Raw genomic sequence first — 17,332 nt, forward strand, 5'->3', positions numbered from 1 at the left:
GGGGAGCCGCGCAGGAAGTCGACCGGGCCGGCTTCCTGCGCGCGGCACGCCGGCGGCGGCGCTGTGCCGGCCCATCAGGCGGTAGCCGCTTCGAGGGCGGTGGCCGCTTCGAGGGCGGTGCCGGAGATGGTGGCGCGATAGTCGGGGTCGCCGAGGAGATCGGTGTGCGGGGCGAGGGCGCGGAGCCGGCCGGCGTCGAGCCAGGCGACCAGGTCGGCGCGGGCGGCCGCCGCCTCGCGGTGGGCGACCACCAGCCGGGTGCGCCCGTGAGTGGCCCGGTCCAGGGCCTCGGTGACCTGGTACTCGGTGGCGAGGTCGAGCCCCGAGGTGGCGTCGTCCAGCACCACCACCCGCGCGGGGCGGGCCAGCAGCCTTGCCAGCCCCAGTCGTTGCAGCTCTCCGCCGGATAGCCGGAGCTCGTCCAGCGGAGTGTCCCAGCCGGCGGGCAGACGGCGTAGGAAGCCGTCCGCGCGAGCGGCGGCCGCGGCCTCGGGGCCGGCGCCGTCCAGTGCCTCGCGGACGGTCCGGCCGGTCAGTGCGGGGCGCTCGAAGGCGTAGCCGACGGCGCGGCGCAGTTCGGGAGCGGTCAACTCGTCGACGGGGACGCCGTCGACGAGCACCCGGCCCTCGTCGGGGTCGCGCAGCCGGCCGGGCAGAGCGGCCAACAGGGACTTGCCGCAGCCGGATCGGCCGACCAGGGCGACGGTGTGCCCGCCCGGCACGGTGAGGTCGAGCGGCCCGAGCAGCACGCGGTCGCCGTCGCGTACCACCACACCGCGGAAGGCGAGTTCGCCCACGCCGCCCTCCGGCAGGACGGCCGTGCCGCCGGCGGCCGGTGCGAGCTCCAGCAGTTCGTCCACCCGGGTCTGCCCGGCCCGTGCGTGCGCCACCCCGACCAGCGCCTCGACCTGCTCGAAGAGTCCCGCCCCGAGCGCCGCCCAGCCGGCTGCCGCCGCGAGCGCGCCGGGCGCCAGCGTGCCCGCCGCCACCAGGGCGCCGGCGGTGGCCAGCACCGCGACTTCGACCACGGCGATCAGCAGCGTCGCCTGCCACGCCGTCCGCCGCTGGGCGGCCCAGAGCGCGTGCCCGGCCTCCGAGAGAGCGGGGAGCGGCTCCAGCACGCGCGCCGCCTCGCGCCGCCTCGCACCGGCCGCGTGGATGCTGCGCAGCCCGGTGAGCGCGCCGGCGAGCCGGCCGGCGAGGTCGGCCTGGACCTCCTGGTAGCGGAGGAAGACCTGCCCGGCCTCCCGCAGGAAGAGCCGGATCAGCACCACCCCGGGCACCACGCCGCCGCAGAAGGCGAGCGCCAGCCAGGGCGAGAGCACCCCGAGGCCGACGATCGCGCCGAGCGAGGTGAGCAGCGCGGTGGTCGCGCCGAGCGCGGCCGGCAGCCGGCCGCCCGCGTCGGCGGCCGAGCCGATCAGGCGCGCGGTCAGGTCGCCGGGCGGCGGCCCGCCGTGCCGGAGCCGGCCGCCGGGGCCGAGGTCGAGCAGGTGGCGCACCAGCCGGTCGCGCAGGGCGGCGGTGGCCTCGGCCGCGCAGGCGGGACCGGCCGCGGCGGCGAGCGCGTTGGCGGCGGCGGCCGTGCCGAGGACGAGGGCCAGCAGCCCGAACGCGGAGCCACCGGCGTCCCGCTCGAGCGCGGCGTCGACGGCGCCGGCCAGTGCCGGGGGCAGGGTGAGCGTGGTGGCGGCCTCGGCGGGCAGGGCGACGGCCAGCGCGAGGGTCCAGCCGGTGGGACGGCGGGGCATGGGCGGGCTCCCGTCGGGGTGGGTCGTGGGTCGGAAAAGGGGCGGGGCGAGTCAAGAAGGAGAGAGCGAGGGAGGCGAGGGGGAAGGAGGCGAGGGGGAAGGAGGCGAGGGGGAAGGAGGCGAGGGGGAAGGAGGCGGGCGCTAGGGAAACGAGGGGGAAGGAGGTGCAAGGGGGGCGCGGGAAAGGAGGGGAACGAAGCGAAGGACGGAACGGGACGGCGCCGCCCCCGCCTGTCCGGACAGGCGGGAGCGGCGCCCGTGGGTCACCGCATCAGCGGGTGACCGACCGCCGTACGACTAGCTGATCGTGAAGATCAGGCAGGTCAGGATGAGACAGGTGTACTGGCAGCCGCCGCCGTGGCCGGTCAGCTCGACGGACTCGGTCTCGGGCAGCTCCTGCAGGGCCGCGAGGTCGGTCTCGAAGTCCACCATGTTCTCCATGATCGGGTTCCTCCCCTGTGTTCCGCCCGCCGCGATCTGCGGTACGGGCGTCGGGTGTTGCTCCCGCGGCGGCCTCCATCCACCACCGCGGGTACCACCCCGGGCCATCGGGGCCCGGGAGTCTGTGAGCGGACCGGGTCGCCCCGTCCGGTCGGCAGGGGCTACCCCGGTCGGCCGGACCGCAGGAAGGCGGCCAGCAGTTCGTGCAGCACGGCGGCGCCGTCCTCGGCCAGCACCTCGTGCCCGGCGCCGGCCGCTTCCACGTATCGGAAGTCGGCGCCCTCGGTGCGGCCGATCCGCAGCAACTCGTGCCGCAGTGAGCGGGACTGGCTCACCGGGACGACCTCGTCCCGGTCCCCGTGTACGACCAGCAGCGGTGCGCTGAGCCGGTGCGCCAGCTGGAGCACATCGCGCGGGCCGCGGGCGTCCGCGATCGTTTCGCCGCCGCCGAGCCGGGTGGTCAACGCCCTGACGGGGGGCGCTGCTTCGGCCAGAAGCCGGGCGCCGGACAGGAACGGCGCGACCACCGCGCAGCGCGCGACCTGCTCGGCCGGCGCGTGCGCGGCCGCCAGCAGGGCCAGGAACGCGCCGTAGCTGACGCCGAACAGGGCGGGCGGCTCCAGGCCGAGTGCGGCGCGCTGGCCCGCGATGCCGTCCAGCAGGTACAGGATGTCGTCGAGGTCGGGCCCGCCCCAGGCGCCCCGGATGGCCATCGCGTGCGCCAACCCGTAGCCGGTGGAGCCGCGTTGGTTGGGCGCGACCACGGCGATCCCCTCGGCCGCCATGCGCTGCAGGGCGGGGTCGAACTCCAGCCGCCAGGCGTCCGCCGGGCCGCCGTGCAGGGCCAGCACCAGGTGCGGGCTGCTCAGCCAGGCGTCGCCGCCGTACACCACGGCCTCCAACGGCCCGGCCGGACCGGCGAGTTCGAGACCCTGGGCCGGGTGCCAGCGGCAGCCGTCGCCGGGCGGGGTGGAGCCGTCCAGTTGCCAACCGGCCGAGGCGGTAGGGGAGGTGCGCGGTCCGCCGGGCTGCCAGGGCAGGACGGTGTCGCGCCACGGCCCGGGCGGCCCGGAGCCGAGCGGCGCCAACTGCAGGGGCAGCGGAACCGGTCCGGACCCTACGGGTGCCGGACCGTGCGCCAGCAGAGCGTCCACGTCCAGGGTGGCCAGCGCCGTCGGGTGGTCGGGCGAGGAGTACGGCATCCGCAGCCCCGCGTCCGACCAGTGGCCTACCGCGCCGAGCCGACCGGGTGGCACCGGCAGCGGGTCCAACCGCCCGGCGGAGGGCCGCCACAGGGCCAGCGCCGAGCCCGCGCCGTGGTCGATCTGGACCACCACCCGGGCCCCCTCCGGCGCGGGCCGCAGCGCCACGGGGCGCAGGAACATGCCCGAGACGTGCAGGCACTCCGGGAACCGCAGCGGCTCCCCGCCGCCCAGCAGGCCCCAGCCCAGCCGGTCGGTTCCGGGCGCATCGCTGCGCACCATCGCGAAGCTGCTGTCCGGATCGAACAGCACCAGCCGGTCGTTGCTGCGCTCGCCGATCTCCAGCAGCGGGGTGACGGCGCCGCTGCGCAGGTCCAGGACGACGGTGCGGACGATGCCCGAGTCGACCCGGTCGAGCGCCAGCAGCGTGCCGGCGCGGTCGAGCCAGACACCGCCGCCGTGCAGTCCGGGGATCTCGGCGACCTGCCGGGGCTCGCTGCCGTCGGCGTGCACCAGCCAGACGGTGGTGGCCGGCCGGGTGTCGGTGCCCAGCGCCACGGCGACCGGGGCGCGGGGGCCGTCCAGCGCACGGGCGTCGTCCGGCGTTCGCCGGCCGTCCGGCTCAGGTCGGACCTCCGGCGTAGGTACGCCCTCCGGCGCGCGGGTGCCCTCCGGCGCGCGGGCGCCGTCCGCAGAAGCCGCCGGAAGCGGCAGCAGCCGCAGGCCGGGCCGCCTCAGGGTGGCCAACTGACATTCGGCGGTGGCTGGTCCGCGGCCGGGTTCGGCCGCGCTGAGCGCCACCAGGTCGTGCCGCTCGCCGTCGTGCCGGCAGACCAGGACCGAGCCGTCGGGCAGTGCGATCAGCTGCGAGCGCAGGTTCTCGGACCGGTTGCCGGGCAGTGCCAGTGAGGTCGGCACGGCCGGTCCCGTCGCCGGCAGGTGCCAGCTCTCCGCGTACCAGCCGCCATCGGCGGCGGAGGCGAGGCAGGCGGCGTGGCTGCCGTCGGCGGCGAAGGTGAAGCTGAGGCGGCGCAGGGCCTGCGTCGCGCTTCTGGTGGCCACGGTCATGTCGCCCTCGTCTCGCCTGCGGGGGGCGGGAGTTCGCCCGGCGGCGCCGGCGGCACCGGGTCCACCCAGAGCCGTGGGCCGCCGTGCCGCAGCCGCAGCAGGAAGGCGAGCGCGCCGGCCGTCCCGGTGCCGTACGCGGCGGCGCAGCCGGTGCCGGTCTCGTCGGGCAGCACCAACAGTCCGTCGCGCAGCGCCGGCCGGGCGGTGATCAGCTGCGCCAGCTCATCGGCTCCGGAGCGGAATTCGGCGTCACCGGTGAACTCGGCGAGGTCGAGCAGGTATTCGCCGTTGCCGGCCAGCCCGTGGCAGGCGCTGACGCCGCAGTGCCAGCGCCCGGCCAGGACGGCGCGCCCGGCGGCTAGGGCGAGTTCACGGGCGGTGGCGTCGCCGGTCACCTGCCAGAGCCGGAGCAGGAAGGTACCCGCGCCCGAGGCGCCGCTGCACCAGTGGGCGAGCCTGACGTGGTCGGGGTCGCCGGCGTCCTGCGGCCACCAGGCGCTCTCCTGCGCCCCGCCGCGGGACTCCCACCGCACGGTGGCCGCGAGCGTCCGCCCGGCCTCGGCGGCGCCTTCGAGCAGCGCCCGGTCGCCGGTGGCCTCGGCGGCGGCGAGCAGGAACGCACCGACGCCCGCCACCCCGTGGGCGAACCCGAGGTGGGTGATCCCGGCGAGCGCCGAGTCGAAGTCCTTCGGGACCGGCCAGACCGTGCCGTACGGGGTTGCCCTTCCGGCGGCCAGCAGACCGTGGCCGCAGCGGGCGGCCCGAGCCAGGAACTCCTGGGCGGCGTCGGTTCCCGGGGCATCGGCTGCAAGGCGAAGCTGGAGGAAGCCGGCACCGGCCGCGCCGTGGCAGACGTCCGGGTTGGGCCATTCGACGGCTATCCCGCGGGCCAGTCCGGCGGCGCGTTCGGCGAGCGCCCGGTCGCCCAGCGAACCGGCGGCGTCCCGCAGCGCCCAGGCGGTGCCCGAGCGGCCGAAGTGCAGCCCGGGCAGGACGACGGGCTCGGCGGCGCAACGGCGCTCGATCCACTCCACGGCCGTCTCCGTCGTCCGGCGGGCCTCCTCCCGCACCCCGGCCGGCAGGCCGCGGGCCACCGCGGCCCGGGCGAGCAGGGCCAGCACCCCGGCGGCGCCGTGCTGCACGTTGCAGGGGTCGGACCGCTGCCCGGCCGGCACAGTGGGCCAGAGCCGGTCCCGCCGCAGCGGGGTGGCGGTGGCCGCGAGGTGGCGCAGGCCGTCGTGCAGGACCCGGTCGACGACGGCGCCGCCGTCCTCGGCGGGGCGGCCGGCCGTGGCGCCCGCGGGCGCCGGCCCGGCTGCCTCCGTGCGGCCGCCACCCGGCGCCGGCTCCCCGGGCCCGCCCGCCAAGGCCTCCCGGACACGGTGAAGGGGCCACCGCTGCTCGGCTTTTTCCGCGCGCAGCCCCAGCACCACCGGCGCGAGCCGCCGCGCGGTGTCGCCCGAGCGAGCGGCGAGCGCGAGCCAGCGGCCGAGGCGGTCGGCGACGGGGCGGGCGTGCGGCAGGTCCTCGGGCAGCAGCGGATCGTGGCCGGTGGCGAGCAGGAAGAACAGCCCGCCGAGCGCGTACAGGTCTGCCGTCGGCTCGGCCGCACAGCTGCCGTCGCCCGCCGGTCCGTCCTCGACCAGGGCGAGCCGCCCGGGCCCCTGCTCGGGGGCGCGGTAGCCCGGGGTGCCGGCCGAGCCGGCGCGGCGGCCGGCTTCAGCGGCCAGCTCCAGGTCGACCAGCCGCAGCGTGCCGTCGGGCTGCACCAGGACGTTGCCGGGGGAGAGGTCGCGGAGCACCAGGCCCAGCTCGTGCACCCGCTCGACGAGGTCGAGCAGGGCGTGCACCAGGGGGCCGGCCTCGGCCCAGTCGACGTCCGGGCTGCCGTCGCGGCGCAGCCGGGCGGCGACCCAGCTGCCCAGCGGTTGCCCGGCGATTCGTTCCTGGACTAGGAAGAGCGAGTCGTCCTGCTCGATCAGCTCGACCGGCCTCGGCGCCAGCCCCTGCCCCTCCAGCCGGGTCAGCAGCGCGGCCTCGTGCCGCAGCGCGGCCCGGGCGTCCGTCCCGGAGCGGTCGACCTCGATGTGTGCGCGGGCCTGCTTGACCACGACCTCCGCGCCCCCCTCGGTGTCCCGGCCGAGGAAGACCCCGCCCTTGGCGCCGTGCCGGATCGCGCCGGTGATCACGTACCGCCCGGCCAGCAGCACCCCGCCGGCCCCGCGCCGCGCCGCGGCCGGCTTGGCCGCCCCGGGCCCACGGCGGCCGGGGACGGCACCCCGCCCCTCGGCGCCCCGCCCGTCCGCTCCCTGCTCCTCGGCGCCCCACCCCTCGACCCCCGGACCCTCCGCCAGCGGGTCGCGCGCCCACGGCGGACACCGGTACGAAGCCCCGCGCACGTCCTCGACCCGCTCACCGCCCGGCCCGCGCAGCATCGACCGGTACCCGCCGTCGTTGCCCAGCTCGGCGCGGGCCGCGAAGGCGCCGTACCGGTAGTGGACGCGACTGCCGGGCCGGTACGGCCGGTCGGAGAGCACGACCGGCCCGGGTAGGCCGTCGGTGGCCCGGTGCAGCGCGGCGGCCAGCCGCCGGAACTGCTCCTCGCCGTCCGGGTAGACGGTGATGAACTTGCCCGCCGAACCCCGCTCGCTGTTGCGCGAGTTGAGCTCGTGCAGCTGCGCCGGTCCGGCGGCGAACTTGAACGCGCAGGGGTCGTCGGCCAGCACCTCGGCGACGGCGGCCAGCACCGCGCCCCCGACCGCCGACGCCGCGCTGACGTGGATCTTCCAGCCCTCCCCGGCCAGTTCACCCGCGGACGGCCTGGCCGTGCACCAGAAGCCCCCGACGGTGACCTCCCAGTCGCCGTCGCCTCCCCGGCCCCCGGCGCCGGCCAGCGCCGCCCGCGTGATCTCCGGCCACGAGCCGGCCGCTTCCGGCCCGCGGCCCGCCGATCCCCTTCCCCCGGCCGTACGAAGCGATGTGCCCGCCCCCATCCGCCTTCACATCCCCTCGTCTCGGCCGGCGCCCGTGGGTGCCCACTGCTCCGGTATCCGGGCACACGGCCACGGCCTGATCGGTTCTCGGAAACACGGGAGCGCTGCCCCGGCCGCGTCCGCCGCGGACCTCGGCCGGACCGGACCCCTTCCGGGGGCCGGAGCGGGCCCGTCTGACCTGGGCCCGAGCTCCGGCGGAGCGCCTTCCCGACCCCCTGGCCGGGGCAACTCCCGTTCGCAGAAGTGAAGTTACTTTCGGTATCGGGGCGGGCTCAACGCGTAGCGAGTCACTTCACTCGTAAGGGTGATCTGGGCGCTGTTTCGAATGTGTGCGAGCCGCCCGCTGTGAGTGGTGACCCCCGCGCGCCCCGGCGGGCGCGCCGCCCGAAACGGCCCGTGGGCCGTCTCCCGGCGCCGCCCGAACGCGCCGGACCGCGGATTGACGCGCATCTGTACGCCCCGTCCCCCACACCGGGCACCGTGCGGGCCGGCCGGCCGGCCCGCGCCGGCCCGGGAACGCACCGGGCCCGGGCGGCCCGGGCGCCCCCGCGCGCACGGTAGTCTCGACAGGTGCCGAAACTGTCCGACGTCATCACCGCGCTCGAAGAGGTCTACCCGCCCCAGTGGGCGGAGTCCTGGGACGCCGTCGGCCTGGTCTGCGGGGACCCTCAGGCCGAGGTCCGCCGCGTGCTCTTCGCCGTCGACCCCGTGCAGGCGGTGGTCGACGAGGCCGTCGAGTGGGGTGCCGACCTGGTGGTCACCCACCACCCCCTCTATCTGCGCGGCACCACCAGCGTCGCCGCCACCACCTTCAAGGGCCGGGTCGTGCACACGCTGATCCGGGGCGGCATCGCCCTGCACGTGGCGCACACCAACGCCGACCACGCCGACCCGGGCGTCTCGGACGCGCTGGCCGAGGCGATCGGCCTCCGCGTCACCGGCCCGCTGGTGGCGGACCCGACCGACCCGCTGGGCCGGCGCGGCACCGGCCGGATCGGCCTGCTGGAACCCCCGCTCACGCTCTCCGTCTTCGCCGCCCAGGTCGCCAAGGGCCTGCCGGCCACCGCCGCCGGCGTCCGGGTCTCCGGGGACCCGAACCGGCTGGTCAGCCGGGTCGCGGTGTGCGGCGGCTCCGGCGACAGCCTCCTCGCTGAGGTGCGCGCGGCCGGTGTCGACGCCTACCTCACCGCCGACCTGCGCCACCACCCGGCCTCCGAGGCGGCCGAGGCGGCGCCGGTCGCGCTGCTCGACGCCGCACACTGGGCCACCGAGTGGCCCTGGCTCGCCCTGGCCGAGCGGGCGCTGCACGGCGCCGCCGAGCAGCGGGGCTGGGCCGTGGAGACCAAGGTCTCCCACAAGGTCACCGACCCGTGGACCGCGCACGCCCCCATGTCCTTCACCGTCTGACCCGATTCACAGGAGCTCTCCGCTTGAACGCCGCGCCCGCCGACCAGATCCGCCTGCTCGACCTCCAGGCCATCGACTCGAAGCTCGACCAGCTGGCCCACCGGCGTCGCAGCCTGCCCGAGCACGCCGAGATCGAGAAGGCCACCGCCGACCACACCGCGCTGAAGGACCTGGTCGTCGCCGCCCAGGCCCAGCAGGGCGACACCGCCCGCGAGCTGACCAAGGCCGAGCAGGACGTCGAGCAGGTCCGCGCCCGGGCCGCCCGCAACCAGCAGCGCCTGGACTCCGGCGCGATCACCTCGCCGAAGGACCTGGAGAACCTCCAGCACGAGATCGGCTCGCTGGCCAAGCGCCAGGGCGACCTCGAGGAGGTCGTGTTGGAGATCATGGAGCGGCTGGAGTCGGCCCAGACCCGCGTCATCGAGCTGACCGCGCGCCTGGAGCACTCCTCGGTCGTGCTCAAGGAGGCCGAGGGCCGCCGGGACGCCTCCTTCGCCGAGATCGACGGCGAGGCCGACAAGGTCCGGCGCGAGCGTGAGACCGTCGCCGCAGTCGTCCCGGCCGACCTGCTGAAGCTCTACACCCGCCTGCGCGAGCAGCAGGGCGGCGTCGGCGCGGCCCGCCTCTTCCAGCGCCGCTGCGAGGGCTGCCGGGTCGAGTTTGCCGTCTCCGACCTGAACGCCATCAAGGCCGAGCCCAAGGACGCGGTCGTCCGCTGCGACAACTGCGGCCGCATCCTGGTGCGCACCGCCGACTCGGGCATCTGATCCGGTGGCGGGGCGCAGGTTCATCGTCGAGGCGGACGGCGGCTCCCGGGGCAACCCGGGGCCGGCCGGCTACGGCGCGGTGGTCCGGGACGGTGACACCGGCCAGATCATCGCCGAGGCCGCCGAGTTCATCGGCCACGCCACCAACAACGTGGCCGAGTACAAGGGCCTGATCGCCGGCCTGAAGGCGGCCCGGGAGATCGACCCGGACGCCTCGGTGGACGTCCGGATGGACTCCAAGCTGGTGGTCGAGCAGATGTCCGGGCGCTGGAAGATCAAGCACCCCGACATGCAGCCGCTCGCCGCCGAGGCACGCGGCGTGCTCCCGCGCGGCCAGGTCAAGTACACCTGGATCCCGCGCGAGAGGAACAAGGACGCCGACCGGCTCGCCAACGAGGCGATGGACGCGGGCAAGGCCGGCCGCCAGTGGGAGCCCAGGCCGCTGAAGTCCGCGTCGCCCGTCGTCGTGGAGCCGGCCGCCGAGCCGCCGCTGGAGAAGGCCGCGCCGAAGGCCGGCTGGGCGGCCGCCGCCGACCTCGGCACGCCGACCACCTTCGTCCTGCTCCGCCACGGCGAGACCCACCTCACTCCGGAGAAGCGTTTCTCCGGCAGCGGCGGCAGCGACCCGGAGCTCTCCGAGAAGGGCCGCTGGCAGGCCGAGCGGGCAGCGGAGGCGCTGGCCGCCCGCGGGTCCGTCCAGGCCGTGGTCAGCTCCCCGATGCGCCGCACCCGGGAGACCGCGGAGATCGTCGCCGCCCGCCTGGGCCTGGACGTCCGGTACGAGGACGGGCTGCGCGAGGTCGACTTCGGCGACTGGGAGGGACTCACCTTCGCCGAGGTCCAGCAGCGCTACCCGGACGACCTCAACGCCTGGCTCGGCTCGCCCAAGGCCAAGCCGACCGGCAGCAGCGAGAGCTTCACCACCCTCACCCACCGGGCCGGGGTCGCCCGCGACAAGATCCTGGCCCGCCACCCGGGCAAGACCGTGCTGGTCGTCTCGCACGTCAGCCCGATCAAGACGCTGGTCCGGCTCGCGCTCGGCGCCCCGCCGGACTCGCTCTACCGGATGGAGCTGTCCGCCGCCGCGCTCTGCGCCGTCCAGTACTACGCGGACGGCAACGCCTCGCTGCGGCTGCTCAACGACACCGGGCACCTGCGCTGACCGCCGGTGGGGGCTCCCCTGGCCATCGACGGTTCGCTTGGCTGAAATGACTGTCTTCCCGGTTCGTGACGTTTGTCCCATTGCAACAGCGATGCCTTGCGGTGGTAGCTCGGGTCGCCGGGTGGCCGGGTCGCCGGTGTCCCCGGCCCCCGCTGGCGCCCAGGCGGCGCTGGACCCGCCGGACCCGGCCCGGCCGGTTCTCCTGGCGCGACGCCGGGCGTACCGCCACCACCAGCGTCTTCGCAGTGGTGCGCAGCTTGTCACCCGAGCGGCGGGAGGCGTGGACGTCCGCAGTGGCCAACCGGCGGCGACTGTGAAAAAAATCGCTGTCCGATCACCCTCGACTTTCGCTGTTCTCGCGGGGCCGGTGTGATCAAGCTGTGTGTCGGAGGCCTGCTTGGGCCCAGGCGTGGTGGACGGCCTGGATTTCGGCGTCTGTCGGCTGGCCTGGGGCGACGGGGAGAAATCGGGCGGCGATGATCACGCGGCGGAGCTTGGCGAGCATGTCGGCGAAGGACGGTTCGGTCTTGGTCATGTACCAGGGGGCCCGTGCGCGGTGGTCGGCGGCGTCGCTGGGATGGTGGCCATGCAACGCGTACCAGACGACGGTGATCGTGTAGCAGTACAGGCCGAACGGGACGGTGCGGCGGACCGCGTTCTCGGTGCGGCTGCGGGCCTGTCCGACGCCGAGCAGCGTGCGGGCCTCGGCGAAGGTGGTCTCGATGGACCACCGCCAGGCGTATCGGGTGACCAGCGCCACGGCCGGGGTGGCGAGGTCGGTGGTGACCAGGGCCAGGTCGTAGCCGGTGGTGGTGTCCTCGTCGCGGATCAGGATGACGCGGACGGTCTGGGTGTGGAAGGAGCCGTACCAAAGGCAGCGGACCTCGGCGATCCGGACCTGGTCGGTGCGGCCGTACCGGGCGACGCGCGTGGTCGTGAACGTGGCGGTCGCCGCGAGTTCGGCGGGCGTGCCCAGCCTGGCGCCCTTGAGGCGGGGGCGGCCACGCTTGTTCGTCGGCGGCGGCGCGAGATCGAACAGCACGGCGCTGGCCGGCAGCCGGGTGGTGAGGGTGATCGCCTCGGGCAGGTGACGCAGGGCCCTACCGTGGTAGGCGGCATCCGCCACCACGTGCAGGGGCCGGTTCAGGCACACGGCCAGCAGTTTCACCATCGACGCGGCAAGTTCGACCTTGGTCGGTCCGGTCTTCGGCCGCCACAGCCGGGCCATCACCGGCAGGCACACCGGCCGGGTGAGGAACGGCAGTTCCACGACGATCCCGACCACCACGAAGCACGTTCCACGCCCGACCGGCTTCGGGCCCCTGGCGGCGCCGTCGTGCTGCCACGCGGCACCGAATACCTTCTTCCCGCTCCGCTTGAACAAGGTGTCGTCGACCGCGACCGTGATCGCCGCGCCGTCCGGGAACAGGGTCTTCACGATCAGATGGGCCAGCACGATGCCCAGGTTGTCGACGTTCCAGCGCGTCCGGGAGAAGAAGGCGTGGGCCCGGTCGTGCGGCCAGGCGCGGGCCAGGCCCGCCCCGGTCAGCATCCCGGTCACCGTGCTGGCCCCGGTCTGCGCGACCAACCCAGTCACCATCGCGGTGAACGTGATGAAGCCCGGCGCGGTGAATACGCGCAGCTTCCCCAGCACGGCCAGCAGCGACGCCGGCACCGTCGGACTCGCGGGCATCGGCTTCCCCTCCCCGGGCAAGGTCGCCACAGCGCCGATGCTGCCGACACTCCGGCCCACCACGGGCACGAACAGCCGGCCCGTCACCCGCCCGGGTGGGAACCGCTGTTCGGCTCCCGCCCCCGACCGCTACCCTCGCGGCCCGAACAAGCGACGCCGCCGCGACGGCTGCTCGGGGAAGGCGACCTCGAAGTGGAAACCGTCGTCGCCGACCGCGCGCCGCAGCGTCCGCAACACCGCTTCGGGATCGTCGTAGGGGCCGTTGACGAAGAAGGGCTTGCCGTCCCGGCCGAAGCCGATCGGACTGGGGCCCGCAGGATCACCAAGCAGCACGGCGGCCTCCGCGAACTCCTCAGCGAGCTCCCCCTCGGGTTCGAACCCGAAGCCGCGCGCGTAGGCGGCGGCCCCGAACACCAGGGCGCGGGCGAGGCCGACGGGAACCTGCACATGCCCCTCAAAGGCGCTGAAGTAGAGCCCCCGGTGCCCGGCCAGCCGGCTCTCACTCATCGGCTCCGGGGCGAGCGTGTTCTTCACCCCCAGACACCACACATCCAGCAGGAACCCCGCGACCTGCGCCTTCGTGGAGCGCATGCCGTCCGCGGCGACGAGCACCGCGACCAGGCCGCGCACCTCCTCCGCATCGGAAGCCCCGGGATCAAGGCCTGCCCACTGCGGCGCACCCTCAAGATCCACACTGCGGCTCCAGCCGGCGTTCACCCAGCAACGCGGCTCGCCGCCACCCGGCCCCGAGGCTGCGACCGCGCCATTCAGCACCCCCACAACGTCTCCGGTGCTCATCCCCAGCGTCTTGGCGATCGCCTTCACTGACCGGCCCTGCTGATCCAGGAGCCGCACCCGCGTAACAAGCAACTCATTCACAGCCGCACCCTACGGCCGACACCAAGGGCCCTGGAGCCGAACGCCACCAGTCACACCCACCCGAGCGACCCTGCGAGATCTGCGAAAGTCGAGATCACCGGAGCACGGTGATAGACATCCGGCGTGGAAAAGAATCTTGAGTTCCCTGACCTGCTGCGACTGATCGACGAACGGTCGACCGCCTTCCGCGCCGCGGTCGCCGCCGCGCCCAGTCTTGACGCCCAGGTGCCGACCTGCCCCGGGTGGACGCTGTTCGATCTGGTGAAGCACCTGGGTGGGGGAGACCGTTTCTGGGCCGCCATCGTCGGTGCGGGGCCTGCCGACGCTCCCCCGGCCGAGGCCGCCGCTGCGCGCGCCGCTCTGGTAGTGCCGCGGGAGCGTGAGGCCCTGCTGGCCTGGCTGGCCGCGTCGACGCAGCTTCTGCTGAGCGCCCTGCGCGAGGCCGGACCGGAGAGCGGTTGCTGGACGTGGTGGCCTGCGTCGCAGTCACCGCCAACCTCCGGCGGTGTCGCCCGGCACCGGGTCCAGGAGACCGCGGTGCACACGTACGACGCCCAGCTCGCCTGGGGCGCCCCGCAACCGCTGCCGGTCGAGGTGGTACTCGACGGTGTGGAGGAGTTCCTGTTCACCGTCTGCGGAACGCCGAGTGCTTGGCCGCACAAGCCCACGGCCTTCGACTTCCACGCCGCCGAGGGCCGCTCCTGGCGCCTCACGGTCGACGGCGACGGCGCACGCTCCACCCGCATCCCCGCGCCCACTGCCGCGACCGGCGAGGACTCGGACGCAGCCGGCGCCTCCATCCATGGCACGGCCAGTGAGTTGGTCCTCTACTTGTACGACCGTATCCAGGCCGATTCCTTGCACGTTGACGGAGATGCAGGGCTGCTCGACCTGCTCCGCGCCTGGGAGCCGGAGGAGAAGTAGGACGTAGCCGGGGCGGTCGGCCGCGCCGACCGTCTACCTGGTGCTCGAACTCACGACCTCCGCACGCAGGAATGACCCGCAGGGCCGCATCAGAGCGCATCGGTGACGACCTTCCAGCCTTCCGTGTAGTGCTGCCGGTTCGCCGCCGCGCGGCGTTCGGCGTCCTCGGTGACCCACCCGTAGAGGTCCTGGGTGATCTGTACGCTGGAGTGGCCCAGGCGGCGCGAGACGACCCAGTCAGGTGTGCCGCCGAGAAGGAGGGCGGTGGCATGGGTGTGCCTGAACCAGTGCGGTGTCCAGCCAGCCGACCCGATCCCCTGGCGCTTGAGCGCGGCGACCTTGTCCCGGACGGTTCCCTCACGCGTTGGAGAGAGGAACGGCGGCCGGTAGAGGTTGACGAACAGGTAGTCGCTCGGGTCGATGGGGAGCCCGAGGCCGGCTGCCCGGAGCGCGAGATCGGTGAGGTGGTCGGCGTAGCGCCGTTCGAGGTCGGAGCTCGCATAAATCCGGCGCGGCCTACGCATCTTGACGCGAGCTCCGTCGGGGTTGTCGTCACGGGGGACGACCGAGATGAGGTGCCGCAGATGGGCGCGGGCATGTCGCAGCCACCGCGCCTCGGAGGTGGAGGAGCATCGCCTGCATCATCGCCAAGGTCACCAGCTCCGCGTTGCTGAGCCGCGGCGCGGTACCCACAGTCCGCCGCCACGGGGCGAGCTGCGGGGGATGCTTCAGAAGATCGTCGGTCTTGACGTAGAGGGCGGTCGCGATGGAGTCCAACTCTGTCTTCACACACTGACGTTGGACCCCCTCCTCTCCGGGTGCAGGCGATCCCTGAAAACTCGCCCTGTTCGCCGGTCACGACCCGATTCATCTCTTCGGCGGGCTTGTCCCAGACAGGCGAAGAGGCCACAGCGGATGGCGGCGAAAGTGACTCCCGGGCAGTAGCCGTCTCGCTTGCCTGCGGACCTCGCCCCACGCCATGGTCGCCATCCGGACGGGCGTGCCGTCCGGGTCGGTCTCGCCCCCATGGCGGCGGGCATTTGAGTCGGGCGGCTGGGACTCCCGCGACGCTGATGATCCAGTCCTGCGCCGTCCGGTTTCCGGCCAAGCCGACAATCACCAGATCATCTAGCCCGGTGGGAAAACCGGTTGCCGCAGGCAGCGGGCTGGATCACTATTGCCCGCATGGACCTGTGAGATGCCACGTACCGACAACTGGACAAGTCGCGCGCACGACCTCGGAGCCTGAGTACCCGGCTGCCGTAGCGGTCGATCGCGCCCGCGTGTGCATTTTCCAGATGCTGGGAGCCGCGGCCCTGGGCCGCGAGAGCTCCCGCTCAGCCATGAAAGCAACCCATAATCATGCATATCGACCGCAAGGCCCAGTGGGCCGTGCGCCAGTCCGGCCTGCCCACCATCGTCCGCCGCTGCCCGGACTGCTCCAGCACGCGGCACCACCCCTCCGGCAAGATCCGGGTCAACGCGAACGGCAAGCTGCTCGACGTCTGGCTGCTGCTGAGCTGCGACGGCTGTGACCGGACCTCGAAGGCGCCGGTCCACGAGCGCGTGCACGTCTCGGCGCTCAAGCCCGCCCGGCGGGAGGCGTACGAGGCCAACTCGCCGGCGGTGGTCCGTGAGTTGGCGATGAGCGCGTCGCTCGCCACGAAGAACGGCTACCACCTGGACTGGGCCGGTACCTGGGCGCTGGAGACCGACACGCCCAGCCCAGCGCTCGACGGGCCGGGTCCGCTCACGGTCCGGGTGGCCTTCGAACTGCCCGCACCGGTCCGGCTGGAGCGGCTGCTGATGCTCGGCCTCGGGCTCAGCCGCAGCGGGATACGCCGCCTGGTCGCGGCCGGGCGCGTGCAGCTGCCGGTGCCCGTGGACGGCAAGGTGCACCAGGACTTCGAGTTCACCGTTGCCGGGGCTGCTCCGGCCGGCCCCGGCCGCCTGGTGGAAGCCCCGCACCCGGTCGCCCAGCAGGTACGCCAGGACACGCTGGTGCTGGCGGCCGACCGCTGATCGCGGCTGATCGCAGTTGCTCGCAGCTGCGATCAGCCGACTGCGGCTTGGGGATCCGGGTGCGGATCAGTGGATCTCGGTGACCACTACGTCCAGCTGCCACGGCTTGCGGGCGGTGCCCTCGGCCGCGACCTCCACCTTGTGGTCCAGCCCCAGCAGGGCGTCCACCAGCTCGCCGGGCGTCTTCGGCTCCGCGCCCGCCACCAGCAGGCCGCGCACCAGCCGGCCCTTGGTCGCCTTGTTGAAGTGGCTCACCACGGTGCGCTTGCCGTTGCGCTCCTGGAGCACCCGCACGGTCGCCGTCCGGGATGCCACTTCGCCCGCCGGCTTCCACGCCGCCGCGTACGCCGAGCTGCGCAGGTCCAGCACCAGGCCGTCCGCCACCTCCGGCAGCACAGACGCCATGGTGCCCCGCCAGTACGCCCCGAGCGCCCCCAGGCCGGGGAGTTTCACGCCCATCGAGCAGCGGTAGGGCGGGATCCGGTCGCCGATCCGCACCGCGCCCCACAGCCCCGAGAACACCAGCAGCGAACGCGCGGCCCGGTCGTAGGCGGCCTCGTCCAGCCGGGCCAGCCCGAGGTTGTCGAACAGCACCCCGGTGTACACCTCGCCGGCCGGCAGCGCGCCCGCCGTCGGCAGCGCGGCATTGCGCGCGATCTCGCCGCGCAGGCCCGGGCTCAGCCCGAGCACCTCGGCGGCCGCGTCCTCGTCGCCCCGGCACAGCCCGACCAGGGTCTCCAGCACCTGCGCCCGCGCCGCCGTCAGCCCGGGCAGCGACAGGCCGTCGAGCGCCACCGGCACCCCGTCGGCGGACGCGGCCTTGCCCTCCGAGGGCGGCAACAGCACCAGCACAGCGGACTCCTCGACAGTTTGTGGCGGACGATCCCCGCCACCCTACGCAAAACCGCCCCCGGACCGGGCGCCCGGTCCGTCCTGCGAACGCCAGGCGGCCGCCGCCGGGGGCGCCCGCCCGCCCGGCGGCCGCTCCGGCCCGCCCCTGCCCGGCCGCTGACCCCACTCCTG

General features: G+C 74.5%; 13 protein-coding genes. 5 read left to right on the plus strand and 8 right to left on the minus strand.

Annotation, left to right across the window (positions count from 1 at the left end):
- Positions 1-74: 74 nt before the first annotated feature.
- The 4 genes from OG286_RS27700 to lanL all read right to left on the minus strand — a co-directional run bounded on the left by OG286_RS27700 (position 75) and on the right by lanL (position 7,455).
- A complete protein-coding gene (locus tag OG286_RS27700) occupies positions 75-1,751 on the minus strand; it encodes an ATP-binding cassette domain-containing protein (protein WP_396319521.1) in 1,677 nt (558 codons plus the stop codon).
- Between the two features lie 297 nt (positions 1,752-2,048).
- Complete coding sequence (locus OG286_RS27705; RefSeq protein ID WP_153882823.1) at positions 2,049-2,192, minus strand: VenA family class IV lanthipeptide; 144 nt, start codon at positions 2,190-2,192, stop codon at positions 2,049-2,051.
- A 161-nt stretch (positions 2,193-2,353) separates the two neighbouring features.
- Positions 2,354-4,462 carry an alpha/beta fold hydrolase gene (locus tag OG286_RS27710; protein WP_396319520.1) on the minus strand — a complete coding sequence of 703 codons (2,109 nt, stop codon included), beginning with the start codon at positions 4,460-4,462 and terminating at the stop codon, positions 2,354-2,356.
- Positions 4,459-7,455: a class IV lanthionine synthetase LanL gene (gene lanL / locus OG286_RS27715; RefSeq protein WP_405365848.1), complete on the minus strand. Its 2,997-nt coding sequence runs from the start codon at positions 7,453-7,455 to the stop codon at positions 4,459-4,461. The genes OG286_RS27710 and lanL overlap by 4 nt, the downstream gene beginning before the upstream one ends.
- Before the next feature lie 570 nt (positions 7,456-8,025).
- On the opposite strand from lanL, the gene OG286_RS27720 reads away from it, so the two are divergent.
- The 3 genes from OG286_RS27720 to OG286_RS27730 are packed head-to-tail and all read left to right on the plus strand — an operon-like array spanning position 8,026 to position 10,791.
- Positions 8,026-8,862: a Nif3-like dinuclear metal center hexameric protein gene (locus OG286_RS27720; RefSeq protein ID WP_396319518.1), complete on the plus strand. Its 837-nt coding sequence runs from the start codon at positions 8,026-8,028 to the stop codon at positions 8,860-8,862.
- 23 nt (positions 8,863-8,885) lie between these two features.
- A complete protein-coding gene (locus OG286_RS27725; RefSeq protein ID WP_396319517.1) occupies positions 8,886-9,629 on the plus strand; it encodes a zinc ribbon domain-containing protein in 744 nt (247 codons plus the stop codon).
- A 4-nt stretch (positions 9,630-9,633) separates the two neighbouring features.
- Positions 9,634-10,791: a bifunctional RNase H/acid phosphatase gene (locus OG286_RS27730; protein WP_396319516.1), complete on the plus strand. Its 1,158-nt coding sequence runs from the start codon at positions 9,634-9,636 to the stop codon at positions 10,789-10,791.
- A 373-nt stretch (positions 10,792-11,164) separates the two neighbouring features.
- On the opposite strand, the gene OG286_RS27735 is transcribed toward OG286_RS27730, so the two are convergent.
- A complete protein-coding gene (locus OG286_RS27735) occupies positions 11,165-12,484 on the minus strand; it encodes a transposase (RefSeq protein ID WP_405365849.1) in 1,320 nt (439 codons plus the stop codon).
- 129 nt (positions 12,485-12,613) lie between these two features.
- Positions 12,614-13,363: a hypothetical protein gene (locus OG286_RS27740; protein ID WP_405358688.1), complete on the minus strand. Its 750-nt coding sequence runs from the start codon at positions 13,361-13,363 to the stop codon at positions 12,614-12,616.
- A 123-nt stretch (positions 13,364-13,486) separates the two neighbouring features.
- Between OG286_RS27740 and OG286_RS27745 the strand changes: the two genes are divergently transcribed.
- Positions 13,487-14,287 carry a maleylpyruvate isomerase family mycothiol-dependent enzyme gene (locus OG286_RS27745; RefSeq protein WP_396319515.1) on the plus strand — a complete coding sequence of 267 codons (801 nt, stop codon included), beginning with the start codon at positions 13,487-13,489 and terminating at the stop codon, positions 14,285-14,287.
- An 89-nt stretch (positions 14,288-14,376) separates the two neighbouring features.
- Here the strand turns inward: OG286_RS27745 and OG286_RS27750 are convergent, their stop codons facing one another.
- Positions 14,377-14,811 (minus strand): tyrosine-type recombinase/integrase, encoded by a 435-nt coding sequence (locus OG286_RS27750; RefSeq protein ID WP_405359640.1) that lies wholly within the window; start codon positions 14,809-14,811, stop codon positions 14,377-14,379.
- A gap of 838 nt (positions 14,812-15,649) precedes the next feature.
- Between OG286_RS27750 and OG286_RS27755 the strand changes: the two genes are divergently transcribed.
- Positions 15,650-16,309 (plus strand): DUF1062 domain-containing protein, encoded by a 660-nt coding sequence (locus tag OG286_RS27755; RefSeq protein ID WP_396319514.1) that lies wholly within the window; start codon positions 15,650-15,652, stop codon positions 16,307-16,309.
- 66 nt (positions 16,310-16,375) lie between these two features.
- Here OG286_RS27755 and yaaA read toward each other — a convergent pair whose 3' ends face one another.
- Positions 16,376-17,161: a peroxide stress protein YaaA gene (yaaA, locus tag OG286_RS27760; protein WP_396319513.1), complete on the minus strand. Its 786-nt coding sequence runs from the start codon at positions 17,159-17,161 to the stop codon at positions 16,376-16,378.
- Positions 17,162-17,332: the final 171 nt, after the last annotated feature.

Source organism: Kitasatospora sp. NBC_00039 (assembly GCF_045160625.1).
In the GTDB taxonomy this organism is placed as follows: Bacteria; Actinomycetota; Actinomycetes; order Streptomycetales; family Streptomycetaceae; genus Kitasatospora.